General features: G+C 68.8%; 19 protein-coding genes and 1 pseudogene. 10 read left to right on the top strand and 10 right to left on the bottom strand.

From position 1 onward, the window contains the following. Nucleotides 1-7: 7 nt before the first annotated feature. Nucleotides 8-586, bottom strand: coding sequence for a TetR/AcrR family transcriptional regulator (locus HPY32_RS15580; protein WP_067580374.1), 579 nt, complete (start codon nucleotides 584-586; stop codon nucleotides 8-10). A gap of 74 nt (nucleotides 587-660) precedes the next feature. Between HPY32_RS15580 and HPY32_RS15575 the strand changes: the two genes are divergently transcribed. Continuing rightward, nucleotides 661-1,236, top strand: a complete 576-nt coding sequence (locus HPY32_RS15575; protein WP_067585014.1) for a dihydrofolate reductase family protein — start codon at nucleotides 661-663, stop codon at nucleotides 1,234-1,236. A gap of 117 nt (nucleotides 1,237-1,353) precedes the next feature. On the opposite strand, the gene HPY32_RS15570 is transcribed toward HPY32_RS15575, so the two are convergent. Together HPY32_RS15570 and HPY32_RS15565 are read right to left on the bottom strand one after the other, a co-directional pair. Beyond that, nucleotides 1,354-1,767, bottom strand: coding sequence for a YjbQ family protein (locus tag HPY32_RS15570; RefSeq protein ID WP_067585016.1), 414 nt, complete (start codon nucleotides 1,765-1,767; stop codon nucleotides 1,354-1,356). 25 nt (nucleotides 1,768-1,792) lie between these two features. Next, complete coding sequence (locus HPY32_RS15565; protein WP_067580376.1) at nucleotides 1,793-2,263, bottom strand: MarR family winged helix-turn-helix transcriptional regulator; 471 nt, start codon at nucleotides 2,261-2,263, stop codon at nucleotides 1,793-1,795. Between the two features lie 167 nt (nucleotides 2,264-2,430). Between HPY32_RS15565 and HPY32_RS15560 the strand changes: the two genes are divergently transcribed. The 3 genes from HPY32_RS15560 (at nucleotide 2,431) to HPY32_RS15550 (ending at nucleotide 5,284) form a co-directional block, all read left to right on the top strand. Continuing rightward, nucleotides 2,431-2,907 (top strand): SgcJ/EcaC family oxidoreductase, encoded by a 477-nt coding sequence (locus HPY32_RS15560; protein ID WP_067585020.1) that lies wholly within the window; start codon nucleotides 2,431-2,433, stop codon nucleotides 2,905-2,907. A gap of 71 nt (nucleotides 2,908-2,978) precedes the next feature. Next, nucleotides 2,979-4,244 carry an aspartate kinase gene (locus HPY32_RS15555; protein ID WP_067580378.1) on the top strand — a complete coding sequence of 422 codons (1,266 nt, stop codon included), beginning with the start codon at nucleotides 2,979-2,981 and terminating at the stop codon, nucleotides 4,242-4,244. A gap of 5 nt (nucleotides 4,245-4,249) precedes the next feature. Beyond that, nucleotides 4,250-5,284 carry an aspartate-semialdehyde dehydrogenase gene (locus HPY32_RS15550; RefSeq protein WP_067580380.1) on the top strand — a complete coding sequence of 345 codons (1,035 nt, stop codon included), beginning with the start codon at nucleotides 4,250-4,252 and terminating at the stop codon, nucleotides 5,282-5,284. 50 nt (nucleotides 5,285-5,334) lie between these two features. Here the strand turns inward: HPY32_RS15550 and HPY32_RS15545 are convergent, their stop codons facing one another. Beyond that, nucleotides 5,335-5,916: a TetR/AcrR family transcriptional regulator gene (locus HPY32_RS15545; RefSeq protein WP_231951390.1), complete on the bottom strand. Its 582-nt coding sequence runs from the start codon at nucleotides 5,914-5,916 to the stop codon at nucleotides 5,335-5,337. A 91-nt stretch (nucleotides 5,917-6,007) separates the two neighbouring features. Here HPY32_RS15545 and HPY32_RS15540 point away from each other — a divergent pair, with 91 nt between their 5' ends. Then, nucleotides 6,008-6,418 carry a nuclear transport factor 2 family protein gene (locus tag HPY32_RS15540; RefSeq protein WP_067580382.1) on the top strand — a complete coding sequence of 137 codons (411 nt, stop codon included), beginning with the start codon at nucleotides 6,008-6,010 and terminating at the stop codon, nucleotides 6,416-6,418. Between the two features lie 7 nt (nucleotides 6,419-6,425). Here the strand turns inward: HPY32_RS15540 and HPY32_RS15535 are convergent, their stop codons facing one another. Further along, on the bottom strand, nucleotides 6,426-7,775 hold the full coding sequence (locus tag HPY32_RS15535) for a serine hydrolase domain-containing protein (RefSeq protein ID WP_231951391.1): 1,350 nt from the start codon (nucleotides 7,773-7,775) through the stop codon (nucleotides 6,426-6,428). A 1,059-nt stretch (nucleotides 7,776-8,834) separates the two neighbouring features. Here HPY32_RS15535 and HPY32_RS15530 point away from each other — a divergent pair. The 4 genes and pseudogenes from HPY32_RS15530 to HPY32_RS15515 all read left to right on the top strand — a co-directional run. Then, a pseudogene (locus HPY32_RS15530) lies at nucleotides 8,835-9,815 on the top strand (ATP-binding protein); the annotation flags it as partial. A gap of 8 nt (nucleotides 9,816-9,823) precedes the next feature. Continuing rightward, nucleotides 9,824-11,164, top strand: a complete 1,341-nt coding sequence (locus HPY32_RS15525) for a tetratricopeptide repeat protein (protein WP_171982875.1) — start codon at nucleotides 9,824-9,826, stop codon at nucleotides 11,162-11,164. Nucleotides 11,165-11,235: 71 nt separating this feature from the next. Continuing rightward, complete coding sequence (locus HPY32_RS15520) at nucleotides 11,236-11,679, top strand: Fur family transcriptional regulator (protein ID WP_067580395.1); 444 nt, start codon at nucleotides 11,236-11,238, stop codon at nucleotides 11,677-11,679. Between the two features lie 60 nt (nucleotides 11,680-11,739). Then, complete coding sequence (locus tag HPY32_RS15515; protein WP_067580397.1) at nucleotides 11,740-13,206, top strand: catalase; 1,467 nt, start codon at nucleotides 11,740-11,742, stop codon at nucleotides 13,204-13,206. Nucleotides 13,207-13,752: 546 nt separating this feature from the next. Here HPY32_RS15515 and HPY32_RS15510 read toward each other — a convergent pair. The 3 genes from HPY32_RS15510 to HPY32_RS15500 form a co-directional block, all read right to left on the bottom strand. Beyond that, the gene (locus HPY32_RS15510; RefSeq protein WP_067580398.1) at nucleotides 13,753-14,370 is read right to left on the bottom strand and encodes a LutC/YkgG family protein; all 618 of its coding nucleotides are present in this window, start codon (nucleotides 14,368-14,370) and stop codon (nucleotides 13,753-13,755) included. 75 nt (nucleotides 14,371-14,445) lie between these two features. Beyond that, nucleotides 14,446-15,603, bottom strand: coding sequence for a transcription termination factor Rho, short form (locus tag HPY32_RS15505; protein ID WP_067580400.1), 1,158 nt, complete (start codon nucleotides 15,601-15,603; stop codon nucleotides 14,446-14,448). A gap of 271 nt (nucleotides 15,604-15,874) precedes the next feature. Further along, nucleotides 15,875-17,497, bottom strand: coding sequence for a GMC family oxidoreductase (locus HPY32_RS15500; protein ID WP_067580402.1), 1,623 nt, complete (start codon nucleotides 17,495-17,497; stop codon nucleotides 15,875-15,877). A 202-nt stretch (nucleotides 17,498-17,699) separates the two neighbouring features. Between HPY32_RS15500 and HPY32_RS15495 the strand changes: the two genes are divergently transcribed. Continuing rightward, nucleotides 17,700-18,185, top strand: a complete 486-nt coding sequence (locus HPY32_RS15495) for a glutathione peroxidase (RefSeq protein ID WP_067580403.1) — start codon at nucleotides 17,700-17,702, stop codon at nucleotides 18,183-18,185. Here the strand turns inward: HPY32_RS15495 and HPY32_RS15490 are convergent. Together HPY32_RS15490 and HPY32_RS15485 are read right to left on the bottom strand one after the other, a co-directional pair. Next, the gene (locus tag HPY32_RS15490) at nucleotides 18,166-18,753 is read right to left on the bottom strand and encodes a TetR/AcrR family transcriptional regulator (RefSeq protein WP_067580404.1); all 588 of its coding nucleotides are present in this window, start codon (nucleotides 18,751-18,753) and stop codon (nucleotides 18,166-18,168) included. The two genes, HPY32_RS15495 and HPY32_RS15490, sit on opposite strands and share 20 nt — an antisense overlap. Before the next feature lie 80 nt (nucleotides 18,754-18,833). After that, entirely contained in the window at nucleotides 18,834-19,685 is an 852-nt protein-coding gene (locus HPY32_RS15485) for an LLM class F420-dependent oxidoreductase (protein WP_067580406.1), read from the bottom strand. Nucleotides 19,686-19,699: the final 14 nt, after the last annotated feature.

Below are 19,699 nucleotides of genomic sequence, written 5' to 3'. Positions count from 1 at the left end.
ATGTGCGTCACAAGGGGGTGGGGATGGCTCGTTCCACGGCCGCGCGAACCAGTTCCCGGCTCTGTTCGGCGGTGAAAATTCCGGGCAGGGTGAGCCTTTCGGCGATGAGCCAGTTGAGCGCCAGAAACAGCAGCAGCACCGAGGTCTCGTCGCCGGGCAGCCCGGACGTGAGGTGGTTGCGCACGTTGAAGTCGATGTCGGCGCGCACCCGCTCGGTGAGCATGGCCGCCAGCTCGGGGCGGCGGGTCGCCTCCAGGCGCAGTTCCAGCTGGGCCAGGAAGCCGGTGCGGAAATTGGTGATCCGCTCGACCACCTCGGTGAGCAGTTCGACGACCGTCTCGCGGGTGCGGGGGCCGTCGGTGAGGCGGGCCAGGGCCGCCTCGGGCGGCTGCAATCGCTCGTAGTAGCGGCTGCCGACCTGGATGAGCAGGTCGTCGCGATTGGCGAAGTAGTTCGAGGCCGTTCCCGCCGGTACGCCCGCCTGTTTGTCGACCGATCGGAATGTCAGCCCGCGGGCGCCCTCGCGCGCGAGAACCTCGATGGCCGCGTCCAGCAGGGCCTGCCGCCGCTCGGGATTGGTCCGCATATTGACACCACTCCATCTGTAGTACTACGTTCAAACCACTTCAGTTAGAGTACAACAGGCAAGGTGGTATGCGGATGCGAAAGCTGGTCTACTACGTGGGCGTCTCCCTGGACGGCTACATCGCCGGGCCTGCGGGGGAGTACGACTTCTATCCGCTCTCCGACGAGATGGCGGCCTGGATCACCGAGCGCTACCCGGAGACGGTCCCCACCCACATTCGTCCGCAGGTCGGCATGCCGGTCGACGCGCCCGGCAGGCAGTGGGACACGGTCGTCATGGGCCGCGGCACCTACGAGCCCGAGCTGTCGGTCGGCGTGACCAGCCCGTACGCCCACCTGAGGCAGTACGTGGTGTCCAGCACGCTGGGCCGGATCGACGATCCCGCGGTGGAGTTGGTGACCGGCGATCCGGTCGAACTGATCCGGCGGCTGAAACGTGAAGAGGGCAAGGATATTTGGCTCTGCGGCGGCGGTCGGCTGGCCGGGACGCTCATCGACGAGATCGACGAGCTGGTGCTCAAGAGCTATCCGGTGATCGCGGGCGGAGGGGTGTCCGCGATCACCGGAACCTTCCGCCCCACCCTGTTCCGCCCCACCCACCGCCGAGAGTTCGACAACGGCGCCCAGGTCACCTGGTTCTCCCGGGTCTGACGCCTCACCCGGCCGCCAGTCCCACTGGGGCATCGGATTCCTGTCCCTGAGGCGCATCGAATTCCTGTCCCTGGGGCACAACGGATTCCTGTCCCCTGAGCGTTCTTCTCAGGGGCCTCACCCCGCGAGGAACGACAGTCGGACCTGGCGGGTCGGGTTGTCGACGTTCAGGTCGACCATGGCCACGGATTGCCAGGTGCCCAGGGCCATTTCGCCGCCGAGTACCGGGACGGTGGCGTAGGGGGCGATCAGCGCGGGCATGACGTGGGTGCGGCCGTGCCCGCGCGAACCGTGCGCGTGCCGCCAGCGGTCGTCGGCGGGGAGTAGGTCGCCCAGCGCGGTCAGCAGGTCGTCGTCGCTGCCCGCGCCCAGTTCGATCAGCGCCACGCCCGCGGTCGCGTGCGGGACGAAGATGTGCAGCAGGCCGTCGCCGTCGCCCGCGGCCTCGCGGAGGAATCGGGCGCAGGCCACGGTCAGGTCGTGCACCACCTCGGTCCGCCCGGTCTTCACCTCGATCACGGTGCTTTTCATGGTCACCATGGTCCCTCGCGCGATGTCACTCGGCAGATTCGGCGTCGCGCAGCAGCGCGGTGACCCGCAGCGAGGTCTCGTGCAGCCGATCGAACAGGCCGAGAATCAATTCCAGCTGTTCGTCGGTGTAATCGGCCATCACCCGCCCGAATTCGCGCGCCAGCGGTTCGTAGTGGCGCGCGATCTCGTCCGCCCGGTCCTCGGTGGCGGTAATGATCACTCGCCGCCGGTCCCGCTCGTCGTGTGCGCGGGTGACCAGGCCGCCGCGCAGCAGCCGGTCGATCATGCGGGTGACCGCGCCCGTGGTCAGGCCCGTGCGATTCGCGAGCTCCCCGGGCGTGGCCGGGCCGCCCAGCCGCAACAGATTCAGGCAGCGCAGATCCGTGACATGCAGGCCCAGCTTGTCCGCGACGGCTTGATGCATCATCACCGCATCCGTCGCATTGCGCTGCGCGGCCAGCGTGAGCCGCTCACTCAGATCGCCCCGATCCGTCATGCAATCTCCGGTCTGTCCTTGTTCCCGGCGTACCCCGGGCCCGTCCTTGTTCCCGGCGTGCTTTTGGCCGGGACCGCCCTTGACACGATCCTCTCACACATTCACTATCTTATTAATTCAACTATTTACCGATGCAGTTGATGCACGAATCAACAGAGGAGATCGTCATGACTCCAGACCGCCACGCCGACGAGATCGCCGTCCGGGCCCTGCTCGACCGAGCCGCCACAGCCTGGGCGGCCGGGGACGCGCGGGCCTACGCCGCCGCCTTCGCCCCCGACGCCGATTACATAACCTTTATGGGCACCCATCACAAGGGCAGGTCAGCCATCGAAGCGGTGCATGTGCCGCTGTTCGAGAAATATCAAAAAGGATCGCGCACCGACGGCGAGATCACCCAGGTCCGCTTCCTCGCGCCGGACGTCGCGCTGGTGCACGGTAGGGGCGCCCTGGTGAAGGGCCGACAGCGCCGCACCGCGCGCAATACCAAGGTCCAGACCTGGGTTGTCGTGCGGCGCAACGGCGAATGGGAGATCGCCGCCTTCCACAACACCAAATACTCCTGGATCCTCGCGCCGCTGACCGCGAGGCTGGACGCCCGGATGGCTTCCTCCGCATTACCCCCGGTGGCGATAGCCGGTTGAGCGTCGACCCCCGGTCTGTACGCTGGGGTGCTGGTAACAGCTTGTAGTCGATCTTGGAGGGATTCCCCGACGTGGCTCTCGTCGTCCAGAAATACGGAGGGTCCTCGCTCGAAAGTGCCGAGCGCATCCGTCGTGTCGCTGAACGGATCGTAGAGACGAAGAAGCAGGGCCACGATGTCGTGGTCGTGTGCTCTGCGATGGGTGACACCACGGACGAACTGCTGGATCTCGCCCAGCAGGTGGCACCCGCGCCTCCGGCGCGCGAGCTGGACATGCTCCTCACCGCCGGTGAGCGGATCTCGAACTCACTGGTGGCCATGGCCATTCATTCGCTGGGCGCGGAGGCGCGGTCGTTCACCGGTTCCCAGGCCGGCGTGATCACCACCGGCGCGCACGGCAACGCCCGCATCATCGACGTCACCCCGTCCCGGGTCCGGCAGGCGCTGGACGACGGCATGGTCGTGCTGGTCGCGGGTTTCCAGGGCGTGTCGCAGGACAGCAAGGACGTGACCACCCTGGGCCGCGGCGGTTCCGACACCACCGCGGTGGCGCTGGCCGCGGCGCTGGGCGCCGACGTCTGCGAGATCTACACCGACGTCGAGGGCGTCTTCACCGCCGACCCGCGGATCGCCCCGGACGCGCAGAAGCTGGATCAGATCTCCTTCGAGGAGATGCTGGAGATGGCGGCCTGCGGCTCGAAGGTGCTCATGCTGCGCTGCGTGGAGTACGCACGCCGCTACAACGTGCCCGTGCATGTGCGCTCCTCGTACACCGACCGGAAGGGCACCTACGTTTACGGATCGATGGAGGACATCCCCTTGGAAAAAGCAATCCTCACCGGCGTCGCGCACGACCGCAGCGAGGCCAAGGTGACCGTGGTGGGCCTGTCGGACGAGCCGGGCTACGCGGCCAAGGTGTTCCGCAGCGTCGCCGACGCCGAGATCAACATCGACATGGTGCTGCAGAACATCTCCAAGGTGGAGACCGGTAAGACCGACATCACGTTCACGCTGCCCCGGGCCGACGGCCCCCGCGCGGTGGAGTTCCTCACCAAGCGCCAGAGCGAGATCGGCTTCTCCCAGGTGCTCTACGACGACCACATCGGCAAGGTGTCGCTGGTCGGCGCGGGCATGAAGAGCCACCCGGGCGTGACCGCCACCTTCTGTGAGGCGCTGGCCAAGGCCGGGATCAACATCGACCTGATCTCCACCTCGGAGATCCGGATCTCGGTGCTGGTCAAGGACACCGAGCTGGACGAGGCCGTGACCGTGCTGCACAAGGCGTTCGACCTGGGCGGCGACGAGGTGGCGGTCGTGGCCGCCGGATCGGGGCGCTGACCGCCGTGGGTATTCGCGTAGGTGTGGTGGGCGCGACCGGACAGGTCGGCGCCGTCATGCGAAAACTGTTGCAGGAGCGCAACTTCCCCGCCGACGAGGTGCGCTTCTTCGCCTCGTCGCGCTCGGCGGGCAAGACGCTGCCGTGGCGCGGCGGCGAGGTCGTGATCGAGGACGCCGAGACCGCCGATCCGAGCGGGCTCGACATCGCGCTGTTCTCGGCCGGTGCCACCATGTCCCGGGTGCAGGCGCCGCGGTTCGCCGCCGCCGGTGTGACCGTCATCGACAACTCCTCGGCGTGGCGCAAGGATCCCGAGGTGCCGCTGATCGTCAGCGAGGTCAACCCGGAACAGGCGCGCAACCTGCCCAAGGGCATCATCGCCAACCCGAACTGCACCACCATGGCCGCCATGCCGGTGCTCAAGCCGCTGCACGACGCGGCCGGGCTGCGCCGGCTCATCGTGTCCAGCTACCAGGCCGTCTCCGGCAGTGGCCTGGCAGGCGTGTCGGAGCTGGCCGGGCAGATCCGCGCCGTGGCCCCGCAGATGGAGCAGCTGACCCACGACGGCTCGGCCGCGCAGTTCCCCGCGCCGAACAAGTACGTGGCGCCGATCGCGTTCAACGTGCTGCCGCTGGCCGGTTCGCTGGTCGACGACGGCTCGGGCGAGACCGACGAGGATCAGAAGCTGCGCAACGAGAGCCGCAAGATCCTGGGCCTGCCGGACCTGCTGGTGAGCGGCACCTGCGTGCGCGTCCCGGTCTTCACCGGCCACTCGCTGTCGGTGAATGCCGAATTCGCCGAGCCGCTTTCGGTCGAGCGCGCGAAGGAACTACTGGCCGCCGCCCCCGGCGTCCGGCTGTCCGACGTGCCGACCCCCCTGGCCGCCGCGGGCATCGACGACTCCCTGGTGGGCCGCATCCGCCGCGACCCGGGCGTCCCCGACGACCGCGGCCTGGCCCTGTTCATCTCCGGCGACAACCTCCGAAAGGGCGCCGCCCTCAACACAATCCAGATCGCCGAGGTCCTCCTCAGCCAGCGCTGAGTCCGCCCGGTTCGAGGCCGTCCGACCCACCGGGTCGGGCGGCCTTTTCGTCATCTGGCGCGCAGACCGTCGAAGACGACGGCGAAGGTGCGTTTGCGTTGTTCGGGGGTGGCGGCGGGGGCGTGGGTGGCGAGGAAGGCGCCCTTGAGCAGGAGGAGCAGGTCGTCGGAGTCGATGTCGGGGCGGACGGCGCCGCTGCGCTGGGCGTGCCGGAGCAGGGCGTCGATCTCGTCGTGTAATTGCTTTGTGGGAGCGGATATTTCGAGGTTCTGGGCGCCGCCCAGCGCCTCGGCCAGATCGCGTTTGACGGCGCCCTCGGTGACCATGTGGTCCAGGAATCCGAAGAAGGCGGCGCCCGGATCGTCGGTCTCGGCGAGGGTGCGGGCGTGCTCGGTCATGCGCTCGATGCCGTCGACGATGGCGGCGTGGAACAGCGCCTCCTTGGTGGGGAAGTGCCGGTAGACGGTGCCGGGCCCGACGCCCGCGCGCCGGGCGATCTCGTCCAGCGGCACCGAAATACCCTCGGCGGCAAAGGCTTCCCGAGCGGCCGCGAGGACACGCTCGCGATTGCGGCGGGCATCGGCGCGCAGCACGCGGCGCTCGCCGGTCGGCGGTGTCCGTTTCTCGCTCACGGTACGAGTTTACCGGGCCTATCGTTGACAAGCGGGGCGGTATCTCCGAATAATAAGCGGGGCATACGTTCCGTTTATGAAAGAGGTTGCCATGTCCGAGAATTCGGCGCAGAGCCCGCGCGAGCTCGTCGAGCAGCTGTACCACTTGCTGACCGCCCCGAGTGTCGATATCTTCGTCGGTCACCTCGCCCCGGACGTGGTGTTCGAGATCCCGTTCGCCGTGCCCGACCTGCCGGAGCGAATGCAGGGGCGCGAGGCGGTCCGCGAGCATCTCGCGACGCGGTGGTCGCGGATGCACGAGATCCAGATCCACGGAGTCTATCCCACGATCCACGCGACCACCGATCCGGAGGTCTTCGTGGTGGAGAACGAGATCGACGCGACGCGCGGCGGCGAACGCTCCCGGAACCGGACATCGGTCGCCGTCCTCAGGATTCGCGACGGCAAGGTGGTCGAGTTCCGCGACTACATGAACACCGCGCGTTACGTGCGGGCGAGCTGAGCGCCGATCACCGGATGCCCGGGGTTCGCGGGTCGGGCCCCAGGCACAGCAGCAGCACGCAGCCCGGCGGGGCGTCGGAGAACGGCGGCGCGAGCGGAGTGTTCAAGCAGGACAGCACCGTACATCCGGCATAGGAGTCGGGCCCGATGCCGAACAGGGCCAGGGTGATGTCGGGATCGAAGTAGCCCCGGGGGTCCACGCTGGCGGGCGGCTCCACGTACGGGCCGGGATCGGGCACGGGAGGTGTGCGGAATGCCGCCAACAGCTGCCGGAAGAATTCGTAGGAGAGTTCGTTCTGGTTCTGCCAGGTCCCGGCGATGCCCTCGGTGCTGTGGTTGCCGAACGCACCCGTCCACACCACCGTGAGATCCAGTGCGGGGACGAGGAAGACGTCCTGCCCGGCGAGCCCGGACATCTCGTAGCTCCCGGCGGGCAGGAACGGCGGCATCTCCACGCAGCCCGGCCCGGTCCAGAACAGGTATCCGTAGCAGGGTTCGGTGGCCGACGGCTGCCGCGCGCGGCGGAGGTAGTCCGCCGACACCACGGGCCGGTCGCCCCACTGCCCGTCATTGCTCACCAGCAGCGCGAGCTTGGCGAGGTCGTCGGGCGGGATCAGCAGGTGCGCGTAACCGTAGGTGTGTCCGGAGCGGTCGCGGGCCCAGTAGTAGTCGCCGCGCCCGATGCCGAGCGGATCGAACAGCTCGCGCTGCGCGAACTGCTGTAGCGGTTCGCCCACCGCCAGCTCGATCACGTACGAGAGCAGGTCGACATTGCGCTGGCTGTAGGCGAATTCGGTGCCGGGCGGGCTGTCGAAGCGCACGCCGAGCGCCTGCACGGCGCTGTCCGGGTCGATGGGTATGACGCCGGTGACGCCCTCGTTCACCACGCCGACGTGCAGGCCGGAGGTCTCGGTGAGCAGATCGGTCACGGTGATCGCGCGATGCGCGGCGTCGCCCAGGCCCGGCGGCAGGTAGCGGCCGATGGGCGCGTCCAGGTCGAGTCTGCCCTGGTCCCAGGCGATTCCGGCGAGCAGGGAGACCACGCTCTTGGTGACGCTCCAGACGTTCCAGGCGAGGTGGTCGGTGTGCGGGCCGATGGCGGCGGAACCGGCCAGGCAGTTGTGCCGGAAGATCTGCACGTCGAACCGGTTGCGGCTCATCGCGAAGTTCAGTGCGGCGGTGAGCCGTCCGGAGTCCAGGCCGACCGCCTCGGGCGCGGCGCGTTCGGCTGTGCGCGCGGAGGTGACCGCACAGCGCGCCTCGCCGTCCGGTTCGGCGTGCGCGGCAGCGGTGCACACCGACGCCGCCGTCAGGGCGATGGCCAGCATCGTGGCCGCGCGCTTCACGAGCCTCCCCACCCGGTCAGGCTAACCCCTGGCGCGCGTCCGCACGCCCGAACACGCCAGGGCGGCAATGAGCTTCGCACCGTCGTCCCGGACATGGGGAACGCCGCCAAGTCGGGGGGTTACTTGGCGGCGTCGGGGCGCGGCGGGTGCCGCGCCGGGCAGGGACGGGGCTGGGTGAGCCGCCGTCTCGTGGAATGCGCCGACGTCCCACAACCGCCTCTCGGCGAGTGGTCGCTCGTAGCGACGAAGGGTGCGGCCCGGGGGTGTCCGGACGCCGGCAGTGTCAATCAACCGGGCGCCGCCGAGATCTATTCCGCCCGTACCGCTGTGAGGTCGATCACAGGTGGTGACGACGTTCCGGCGAGGGCGGCAGCGTACCCCGAACCCTCTGGTCCCGGCCCCGCGCGACCGATTAGCATCGCCAGGACGTGCCGTGCAGACGAGGGGGGAACCGTGAGCGACGACCCGGTGCTGATCGAGATGCTGACCATGGTGGACCGCAATCCCGAACTGCTGCCACTACGAGTCCGGGCCATAGAACTGCTCACCGAGCGAGGCCGCTACTCCGAAGCCCTCGCCCACTGCGCCACCGCCCTCGCCCGAGAATCGCGCAACCCCCAGGTCCTCGAGCTCCTACAGCAGTGCACGGCCGCCTTGTCCGGCCCGACCTCCGCCGCCCCTGGTGCGGCCGAGTCGAGTGGCACCGCCGCCGAGCCTGTTCCCGGCGCGGCCGAGTCGAGTGGCACTGCCGCCGGGTCTGTTTCCGGCGTTGCTGAGTCGGGTGGCACTGTCGCTGGGTCTGTTTCCGCTGCTGAGTCGGGTGGCACTGTCGTCGGGCCTGTTGCTGGTGTGGCTGAGTCGAATGGCATCGCTGCCGGGTCTGTTCCCGGTGCGGTTGAGTCGAGTGGCACCGACACCGGATCTGCTTCCGCGGCTGAGTCGGATGGCATTGTCGCCGAGCGGGGGCTCGATGCGGCTGAGTCGGATGCGGATGTCGCCGGAGCGGATTCCGGCGCGTTGGATGTGAATTATGGTGCGGTCGAGTCGGGTTCGGAGGAGGGGCGGGAACGGGGCGGGTTTGATTGGGATGCTGCGGAGCGGCAGGTGGGGGATATTGTTGCGCCTGCGTTTGTGGATGAGGGGGAGTCGGCGGTGGTGGCCGAGGGGGATGTCGGGCTGTTCGAGCGGCCGGGGGTTACGCTCGCCGATGTCGGCGGAATGGACGCGGTCAAGCGGCAGTTGGAGCTGTCGCTGCTCGGGCCGCTGCGGAATCCGGAGTTGGCCAAGGCATTCGGGACCAGTGCCCGCGGTGGCCTGCTGCTGTACGGGCCGCCCGGCTGCGGCAAGACGTTTCTCGCCTCGGCCATTGCGGGCGAGTTGGGCGCCAACTTCTACCCGATCGAGATCGCCGATATCCTCGACATCTACACCGGCGCCAGCGAGCGCAATCTGCACCAGGTCTTCCAGGCGGCCCGCCGCAATGCGCCGTGCGTGCTGTTCATCGACGAGGTCGACGCGCTCGGGCACAAGCGTTCCCAGATGTCGGCCTCGGCGACCATGCGCACCGTGGTGAATCAGCTGCTCACCGAGATGGATTCGGTCACCGCCGACAACGACGGGCTTTACATCCTGGCCGCCACCAACCACCCCTGGGACGTCGACGTGGCGCTGCGCCGCCCCGGCCGCTTCGACCGCATGATCCTGGTGACCCTGCCGGACCTGGCGGCGCGCAAGGCGATTCTGCGCCACCACCTGCGGGACCGCCCGGTCGCGGGCATCGACCTCGGCGCGATCGCCAAGCGGACCGACGGCTTCTCGGGCGCGGACCTGGCGCACATCTGCACCTCGGCCACCCAGCTCGCGATGGCCGAGTCCATCCGCACCGGCACCGTGCGCCCGGTGACCATGCGCGATATCGAGACGGCGCTGGCCCAGGTGCGGCCCAGCACCGGGGCGTGGTTCGAATCGGCGCGTAATGTGGTGGAGTTCGCCAACAACGACGGCACCTACGACGAGCTGGCGAAGTACATGCGCGACAAGAAGTTCCGCTGAGTCCTCCGATGGCCGATCTCGCGAAGGCGAAGATCCTGATCGAGCTCCACCGCCTGGAGGACGCGGCCCGTGAGCTGCGCGCGGTCCTGGCCGTCGAGCCCGACAATGCCGAGGCCGCCGCCTATCTCGCACAGACCGCCTTCCTGTCCCGGGACTATCGCGAGGCCGCCGCGCAGTGCGCCAACGCCCTGCGCACCGCCCCGAAACAACAGTTCGCCCTGCGCATTCAGGCTTTGGCGCTGCTGCACCTGGACCACCACGCGCGGGGCCGCGCCGAGCAGTCGGCCCGCCGGGCGCTGGCGCTGGGGCCCGGATCCGCCGAGAACCACCGGATTCTCGCCATCGTGCTGCGCGAACGCGGCCGCCCGGCCGAGGCGCTGGAGGTGGTCGACCGGGCCGCCGAACTCGATCCCGCGGATCCCGACATCCACCTGGTGCGCGGCTCGGTGCTGCGCAGGCTCGGCCGCTCCGGCGCCCGCCACCGCCCCGGCCCGGCCGTGGCCGCCTACCGCGAGGCCCTACGCCTGCAACCCGAAAACGCCGGAGCCGTCCACGATCTCGCCCTGGTAGACCTGGACCGCGGCCGCCTCCGCCCCGCCCTCCGCGGCGTATTATCCGCCGCCGCAATGGATCCCACCCTCGCCCCCCTGGTACGCGGCAATATAGCGGTGGTGATCCGCCGCGCCGCACGCCGCGTGCACTGGTGCCTGGCGGCGATCGCCCTATTGAGCCTGATACTCGGATCCTTCCCGGATGCCACGGCCGCCGGTGATGAGTGGTCGCCGGGCGTACCGCCACAGGCGCAGGCGAAGTCGGAACAGGCTGCCCCGCAGCAATATTCATACACAGGATCGCCGCGCCCCAACCCACCGCAAGCGCCCCAGGTTGGTTCGTCGGAAAACGGTTTGCCGCAAGATGATCCGGCGCAGACCGGGCCGCCGGTCACTCCGTCATGGCCCGGTGGGGTGGGGGCGGGCTTGCCGGATGGGCTTACGTTTCCGCCGATTCCGACGTTTCCGTCGTTGTCGCCGATGCCGTCGGAGGATATTGCGCCGAGCCGGGGGCGCAGTGGGGCGGGATTGAGCTCGGCGGGGCGGGTTGTGGCGGGTGCCGGGCTTGGGGGGCTGGCGGTGGTCGCGGTGTGGTGGCTGGGGGTGATTCCGTGGGGGCGGCGTCGGTTCGTGTTGGCGGCGGCCTGGGCCAGCACGGCTACTGCTACTCGGCTCGTGGTGGTGGGCCTGGGGGTGGTCGGGTGTGCGGCGGCCGCGGTGAGCGGGCTGCGTGGGCCGCTTACGCTGGTGTTTTTCCTGCTCGTGGTGGCCGGGGTGGTGCTGCGGCGGTTGTCGTGAAGGGTATCCTTATCTGGACTGGTTCCAGATTATTTTCTTGACTTATTCCAGAAAAGGAGCACACTGGGGATATGCACACCGGTGGATTCGACCCGCGCCAGAGGTTGCGCGCGGTCGGCCTGCGGGTTACGGCCCCGCGGGTCGCGGTGCTGGATGCGGTTGCGGCACAACCGCATTCGGATGCCGACCGGGTGGCTGCCACCGTTCGGGCGCAGCTGGGTTCGGTGTCCACGCAGGCCGTCTACGACGTGTTGCGGGCCTGTGTGAACGCTGGGTTGTTGCGGCGCATCGAACCGGCCGGGTCCGCGGCGCTGTACGAGGCACGGACCGGGGACAACCACCACCACCTGGTGTGCAGGCACTGCGGCACGGTCGTCGATGTGGACTGTGCCGTGGGCGACGCCCCCTGTCTCGACCCGTCGGACGCGCACGGTTTCGTGGTCGACGAGGCCGAGGTCGTGTACTGGGGGCTGTGCCCGAATTGCCGTGGGGCGGAAGACGATCCGTCCCGCTGACCCATCGCCCGGGCAGCCCGTCACCCGGGGGCACCGCACACCAGCTCTAGGAGGCTGTCGATGACCAAGCCGACAACGACGAACACCGGCACCCCGGTGCCCAGCGACAACGAGTCGCTGACCGCGGGCGCCCAGGGCCCCATCCTGCTGCACGATCACTACCTGATCGAGAAGCTCGCGCAGTTCAACCGCGAGCGGGTGCCCGAGCGCATCGTGCACGCCAAGGGCGCGGGCGCCTACGGCGAGCTGGTCGTGACCAACGACGTCAGCCGCTACACCAAGGCCAAGCTGTTCCAGCCCGGCGCGCGCACCGAGTCGCTGATCCGGTTCTCCACCGTCGCAGGCGAATTGGGCAGCCCCGACACCTGGCGCGACCCGCGCGGCTTCGCGGTGAAGTTCTACACCGAGGACGGCAACTACGATCTCGTCGGCAACAACACGCCGGTCTTCTTCATCAAGGACCCGATCAAGTTCCCCGACTTCATCCGTTCGCAGAAGCGGTTGCCGGACAGCGGACTTCGCGACCACAACATGCAGTGGGACTTCTGGACCCTGCGCCCGGAGACCGCACACCAGGTGACCTGGCTGATGGGCGACCGCGGCATCCCGAAGACCTACCGGCACATGAACGGCTACGGGTCGCACACCTACCAGTGGATCAACGCCCAGGGCGAGCGCTTCTGGGTGAAGTACCACTTCAAGACCGATCAGGGCCACCAGTTCCTGACCCAGGCCGAGGCGGACCGCATCGCGGGCGAGGACGCCGACTACCACCGTCGGGACCTGTGGGACGCCATCGAGCGCGGCGAGTTCCCGAGCTGGACCGTGTACGTGCAGGTCATGCCGGTCGCCGAGGCGGAGGGCTACCGATTCAACCCGTTCGATCTGACCAAGGTGTGGTCGAAGCAGGACTACCCGCTGACCGAGGTCGGCCGTTACACGCTGAATCGCAACCCGCGCAATTACTTCGTCGAGATCGAGCAGGCCGCGTTCGAGCCGTCGGCCATCGTGCCGGGCATCGGCTTCTCGCCGGACAAGATGCTGCTGGGCCGCGTCTTCGCCTACGCGGACGCGCACCGCTACCGCATCGGCACCAACTACGCGCAGCTGCCGCCGAACCGGGCGCGGGCCGCGGAGGTCAACTCCTACTCCAAGGAGGGGTCGATGCGGTACGACTTCAACGATCCGACGATTCCGGTGTACGCGCCGAATTCCTTCGGCGGGCCGCACGCCGACTCGTCGCGGGCCCCAGAGGAGGCCACCTGGGCCTTCGAGCCGGAGCAGGTGCGCGCGGGCTATATCCAGCACCGCGAGGACAGCGACTTCGCGCAGCCGGGCACCCTGGTGCGCGAGGTGTTCGACGACGCGCAGCGGGATCGCCTGGTGGGCAACGTCGTCGGCCATGTGCTCGGCGGCGTGCAGGAGCCGGTGCTGAGCCGGGTGTTCGAGTATTGGAAGAACGTCGACGCCGAGATCGGCAAGCGCATCGAGGAGGGTGTGCGCGCCGGACTGAACGGCAACGGCTAGCACCTGCCGAAAAACCGAGACCGCTCCGCCTCGACCATGCCGGTCGGGGCGGAGCGGTCTCGCGTTGGTACCGGATGCGCGTCTACAGCATGCCCCACCAGTAGAGCAGGCAGGCCAAAACGAAGACGACCACGGTTTCCATCGTCGCTCCCCAATCTTTACCGGCGCTCCTACCAGACCATCATTCCTCGAGATCTTGCGACGCGCCGGAGACCAAGATCACAACGTGGCAACGGAAGGCCCGCCCGACCCGTCACCCCTCGACGACCGGTCGAACGGACCGCCCTGTCCGCCGGATGTGCTTCTGCCGCCCCCTCTCGCGGCAGAAGCACCCCCCGACCACCCCCGGCGGTGGTCCGCAACGGAACGCGGGTCGTTCTGGATCGAGCCGAAATACGATGGTGGGCAACCGATTCGACTGTCCGGATGCGCAATCCTCGTCTGTCTCCGCCGATTCCGGAACGGTGTCGCCGTGTTCCGTTGTCGAGATAGACAATGCAGGTGCGGTCTTGCCGCGGACTTAACGAGATCTTGTGAGGCGGGCGCTCACTCGACGAGGAGGACGACCAGCCGCCGCGGGCCGTGCGTGACATCGCCCTCGGGTGCGGCGGGACCGCCGAACCAGGTGATCGGGCCCTGCGGGTCGAGGGTGTCGAGCACCTCGGGCAAAGCGTCGTCGATCTGTTCGGCGCGCACCACGCATACGTGGCAGGCGCGCGGGCGGGTGTCGCGGAGCTGACCGGGGCCGCCGTCGAAGACGAGGATGCCGGAGTCGGCGACCGCTCCGGCGCAGGCGGACACCACGGCATCGGCCTCGCTGCCGTCGGCCGCGTCGTCGGCGACCAGGCGGTGGCCGTCGATATCGGCCCAGGTGCCGAGCCATTCCGGCGGCAGGCCGTCGGGGGCGATCACGGCGTCGGCGTTGGCGGTGTCCAGCGCCTCGTAGACGGCCTCGGCGATATCGGCCTCGCTGATGCGGTGGACCTCGGCGCCGTGTTTCTCGAGGCGTTCGGTGAACAGGGCGGCGGTCTCGGCCTGCTGTTCGGGGGTGATGCGCAGCGCGTGCCGCGGTTGATAGCGCGGGGCGGGCGCGGGTGGGTCGTCGTCCGGAAGCGCCTGGAGGGCGTCACGCACCCGGCGCAGGAATTCCTCCCGCGACGTCACCCTGGCCTCCCTGTCACGAACCGATCTCGATCGAGGCTACCCGACCGGGCAGGGGTGGGGCCGACGGGTTGCCGGTCAGTCGCGGGTGGCCGGGATTCGATCCAGGAATTCGGCATTGGTTCCGGCCTGGCGCAGGCCGGTCAGCAGCAGGTCGAGCGCCTGTTGCGGTTCGCGCCCGGCGAGGGTGTGACGTGCGGCACGGGTTGCGGCGAGCTCGCCGGGGGTGAGCAGCAGTTCTTCGCGCCGGGTGCTGGATTGGGCGATGTCGACGGCGGGGTAGACGCGGCGCTCGGCGATCTGCCGGTCCAGCTTCAGTTCGGCGTTGCCGGTGCTCTTGTACTCCTCGAAGATCACGGTGTCGGCGAGCGAGCCGGTCTCCACCAGGACGGTGGCGATGATGGTGAGCGAGCCGCCGTTCTCGAAGTTGCGGGCGGCGCCGAGGAACCGCTTCGGGTGGGCCAGGGAGGCGGCGTCCACGCCGCCGGACAGAATCCGGCCGGAGGCGGGTGCGGCGGAGTTGTAGGCGCGGGCGAGCCGGGTCAGCGAGTCCAGCAGCACGACCACGTCGCGGCCCGTCTCGGCCAGGCGTTTGGCGTGTTCGATGGCCAGCTCGGCGAGGGCGATCTGTTGCTGCGGCAGCTGGTCGAAGGTGGCGGCGGCGATATCGGCGGGCACCGCGCGGGCGAGGTCGGTGACCTCCTCGGGGCGCTCGCCCACCAGCACCAGCATCAGCTGGCACTCGGGGTGGTTCTTGGCGATGCCGTGCGCGAGTGCTTGCAGCACAACGGTTTTGCCAGCCTTGGGCGGGGCCACGATGAGCGCGCGCTGGCCCTTGCCGATGGGCATCACCAAATCGGTGATGCGCGTGATCATTTCGTGCGGTTCGGTCTCGGTGCGCAGCCGGTCGTTCGGATAGAGCGGGACCAGGTCGCCGAAGTGCGGGCGCGCCTTCGCCTGTTCGGGGGCCAGGCCGTTGACGGTGTCGACGCGCAGCAGCGGCGCGAATTTGGCGTTCTCGCGCTTGGTTCCGGCGATGCCGGTGACCGCGTCGCCGCGGCGCAGTCCGGTGCCGTGGACCAGGCGGATCGGCACGTGGACGTCGTCCGGGCTCGGCAGATATCCGTCGACCCGTAGGGTCGCGCGGTTGTCGGTGATGTCGAGGATGCCGGTGACGGTCCGCTCGGCCGGTGCCGTATCCGGCGCCCGGTCGGGTGCGAGTGTGGTGGTGTTCATGGTGTTCCTCCCGGATGGGGATCGGTGGGTACGGCGAATTGCCGTGCGGGCGGCGCGAAGCCGCGGGGGACGATCTCCGGTGGTGCGTCGGCGTCGAACGCCGGATCAAACGATGGGAAGCGACCGGAGAAGGTGTTTGCGAACCTGCGGGCGGGAGATGCTCACCTGCATCCACAAGTCGAAGACGTGCTCAGGCTACGTCCGAATCGTGCAACGCGCAATGGCCCGGGATAATTCCGGGCCATTGCGGGGAGGAGGGGATGGGGAGGGACTAGACGGCGGTGAGGAATTCGGCGGCCTTCTCGCCGATCATGTAGCAGGGGGCGTTGGTGTTGCCGCCGGTGATGCTGGGCATGATCGAGGCGTCGGCGACGCGGAGGCCGTCGATGCCGCGGACGCGCAGGTGCGGGTCGACCACCGCGCGTTCGTCCACGCCCATGCGGCAGGTGCCGACCGGGTGGTAGACCGAGTGCACCCGGTTGGGCAGTTCCCGGCGCAGCGCCGTCTCGTCGCGGAAGTCGGGGCCCGGCGCGTATTCGGCGGTGATGTCCCCGGCGATCGAGCGGTTGGCCATCACCTCGCGGATCAGCCGGATGCCCTCGATCAGGAATTCGGTGTCCGCGGAATCGGACAGGTAGCCGGGGTCGATCAGCGGCGCGTCGAACGGGTCGGTCGACGCCAGCCGCAGTTCGCCGCGGCTCTTCGGGTAGATCAGCGTCGGGAAGATGGTGAACGCCGGGCGACGGTCGACCAGGTGCAGCTTGTCCTCGTCCTGGTTGGGCACCGGGTAGCTCCACGGCAGGGTGTGGATCTGCATGTCCGGAACATCTTGTGCGAACGAGGTTTTCACCCAGCCGCACGCCTCGAACACGGTGCGGCCGAACCAGGAGCTGCCCGGCCGGGCGAGCTCGCGCATCAGGCCCGCCGCGAAATGCGTTGGGATGCCGCGGTGCAGCGCCTTCTTCGACAGGAACGTCATCGGCACGAACAGGTGGTCGTGCAGGTTCTGGCCCACCGGCAGGTCGGCGTGCACGTCGATGCCCAGATCGCGCAGCTGCCCGGCCGGTCCGATGCCCGACAGCAGGAGCAGCTGGGCCGAGCCGATCACGCCCGCACTGACCACGATCTCCTTGTCCGCCCGCAGGATTCGGCGGCCGCTGGGCCCGATCACCTCGACGCCGGTCGCCCGGCCGTGTTCCACCACGATCCGCGCGACGTGCACGCCGGTCAGCACGCGCAGGTTCGGGTTCGGCCGATCGGTGAGGAAGCCGCGAGAAGAGCTGTAGCGCAGGCCGTCTCGCACGCTCTGCTGGAAAACGCTGATGCCCTCCTGGGATTCGCCGTTGTAGTCGGCGATCGTGTCGACGCCCAGCGTCTCGGCGGCGGCCCCCATCCACTGCTGGGCGATGGGGGTGAGTTCGCGCTGGCGGGTCACCTGGATGGGGCCGCCCGCGCCGCGCAGGTCGCTCTCGCCGCCCTCCCAGTTCTCCAGTCGCTTGTAGGCGGGCAGCACGTCGGCGTAGCCCCAGCCGGTGCAGCCCTCGGCGGCCCAGGAATCGAAGTTGGCCCGGTTGCCGCGCACGAACAGCATGCCGTTGACCGAGCTGGAGCCGCCGAGTACCTTGCCGCGGGTCATCGGGATGAGCCGGTCGTTGGCGTGCTTCTGCGGGACGGAGAACTGCTTCCAGGTCACGCGCTTCTTCAGCTGCGGGACCGTGTGCACCATGGAGATCATGCCGGGCACGGTCACCAGCCGGGTGTCGTCCTTGCGGCCGGCCTCGAGCAGGAGCACGCTCGCGCCGTGCTCGGCCAGGCGGCTCGCGACGACGGCCCCGGAACTGCCCGCGCCCACGACGATGTACTCGGCCTCGGTGCTGCGCCCAGAGTCGGTCATATTCGGCTACCTCATCATCTTCGAAGTGGTCCCGCAGGTGTCTCAGATCACTGTAGAACAAGTTCTAAAATTTGTGCAGATACCGATGTGTGGAGGTGTCCTGATCGATGTAGAACTCGTTGCACTTCTGTCGTCGAGCACTGGCGGGTGGCCTGTTGCTGAGCCGTTCACCCCGGTGCAAGATCGGCCTACTATCGCCGGTGTGACTATTCGCGACATTCCCGTCAACACTCTGGCCGGTGCGCCCACGACGCTGGCCGATCTCGCCGGTGACAAGGCCCTGCTGGTGGTCAATGTGGCCTCCAAGTGCGGTCTCACCCCGCAGTACACCGAGCTGGTCGAGCTGCAACGGACCTACGGCGAGCGCGGCTTCAGCGTCGTCGGCGTGCCGTGCAATCAGTTCATGGGCCAGGAGCCGGGGACCGCCGAGGAAATCCAGGAGTTCTGCTCGACCACCTACGGCGTGGACTTCCCGCTGCTGGAGAAGACCGAGGTGAACGGCGACGACCGGCATCCGCTGTACCGGGAACTGGTGCGGACCGCCGACGCCGAGGGCACGGCCGGTGACATCCAGTGGAACTTCGAGAAGTTCCTCGTCGACCGCAACGGTGCCGTCGTGGCCCGCTTCCGCCCCCGGACCGAGCCGCAGGACCCGGCGGTCGTTGCCGCTATCGAGAAGGTGCTCTAGTCGATTCGCGGGGGCGCAGGATCTGGAGCGCGGATTTCTCCAGCCGATCGGCGATTTCCGCGTAGGACGCATAACCGACACCGGCGCGCACCAGTGCGCCCGCGTAGAGCAATTCCAGCGTTTCCACGATATCCGGATCGGCGTCGGCGCCGAGGGCATCGGTGAGGCGGCGGCGAATCTCGGATCCGATGCGCATGCGCAGGTGCGCGACATCGGGATCGGTGCCGAGCAGGGCGCTGGTCACGGCCCCGGCGAGGGCCGGTTCGTCGGCGACCAGCAGCGCGATCTGCCGCAGCACCGCGAGCGTGCGGGCGGTGCCGTCGCCCTCGGCCGGGGGCGGTGGCGTGGCGGCCAGGCGACGCCAGAAGACCTCGGCGACCAGGTGTTCCTTGGAGGAGAAGTAGGTGTAGGCGGTGGCGGTGCCGACCCCGGCCGCCGCGGCCACCATGCGCACCGTGAGGCCCGCGAACCCCTGCCGGGACAGCACCTCCAGGGCGGCCCGGGTGAGCCGGTCGACGGTATCGGCCTGCTTCTCGGTGAGGCGGCGGCGGGTGGCCTCCCTATGCACCGAATCCGGGTGACTGGAAAGGGGATCGGACACGTGTCCGGATGCTACTGTCATGCGCTTCTTCGGGCAAGGAACGGAATTCAGGCGGACAGGCCGAGTTTGGCCGCCAGTCGGTCCAGGTAGGCGAGCACCTCGGCCTCCGGCTTGTCGGGCAACCCGTACAGCGCGTCGGTGACCCCGGCCGCGGCCCACTCCGCCGATCGGCCCGGGTCGGGCCGCCCGTCGAGAGCGACCACCCGCGGTGCGCCGGTGCGCCCGGCGTCCTGCCAGACCTTCGCCAGTAGCCGCAGTCGTTCCAGCAGCAATTCGTGCTCGTAGGGCGTGGTGATCCAGCCGTCGGCCGAGCGGGCGATCCAGCGGAAGCCCTGTTCGGTGCCCGCGGTGCCGATCAGTACCGGAATGTGCGGCTGCACCGGCTTCGGCCACGCCCAGCTCGGGCCGAACGACACGAATTCGCCGCGGTATTCGGCCTCCTCGTCGGTCCACAGGGCCCGCATGGCCTCCAGGTATTCGCGCAGCACCGTGCGTCGCTTGGCGGCGGGCACCCCGTGATCGGTGAGTTCGTCGGTGTTCCAACCGAATCCGGCGCCGAGGCTGACCCGGCCGCCGGACAGGTGGTCCAGGGTGGCGACGGTCTTGGCCAGGGTGATCGGATCGTGTTCGGTGGGAAGCGCCACCGCCGTGGACAATTCGATGCGCTCGGTGACCGCGGCCGCGGTGCCCAGCGCCACCCACGGGTCCAGGGTGCGCAGGTACCGGTCGTCGGGCAGGCTGGCATCGCCGGTGATCGGGTGTGCCGCTTCGCGTTTCACCGGGATGTGGGTGTGCTCGGGGACGAAGAACGAGGCGAAGCCGCGCTCCTCGGCGGCGCGGGCGGCCGCGGCGGGGGTGATGCCGCGGTCGCTGGTGAACAGGACGATGCCGAAACGCATGGGGTGCCGGTCCT

Origin of the sequence: Nocardia terpenica (genome assembly GCF_013186535.1) — a bacterium.
GTDB lineage: Bacteria > Actinomycetota > Actinomycetes > Mycobacteriales > Mycobacteriaceae > Nocardia > Nocardia terpenica.
Note: the sequence above shows the minus strand (reverse complement) of the source record. Positions and strands in the feature narration are given on the sequence as shown.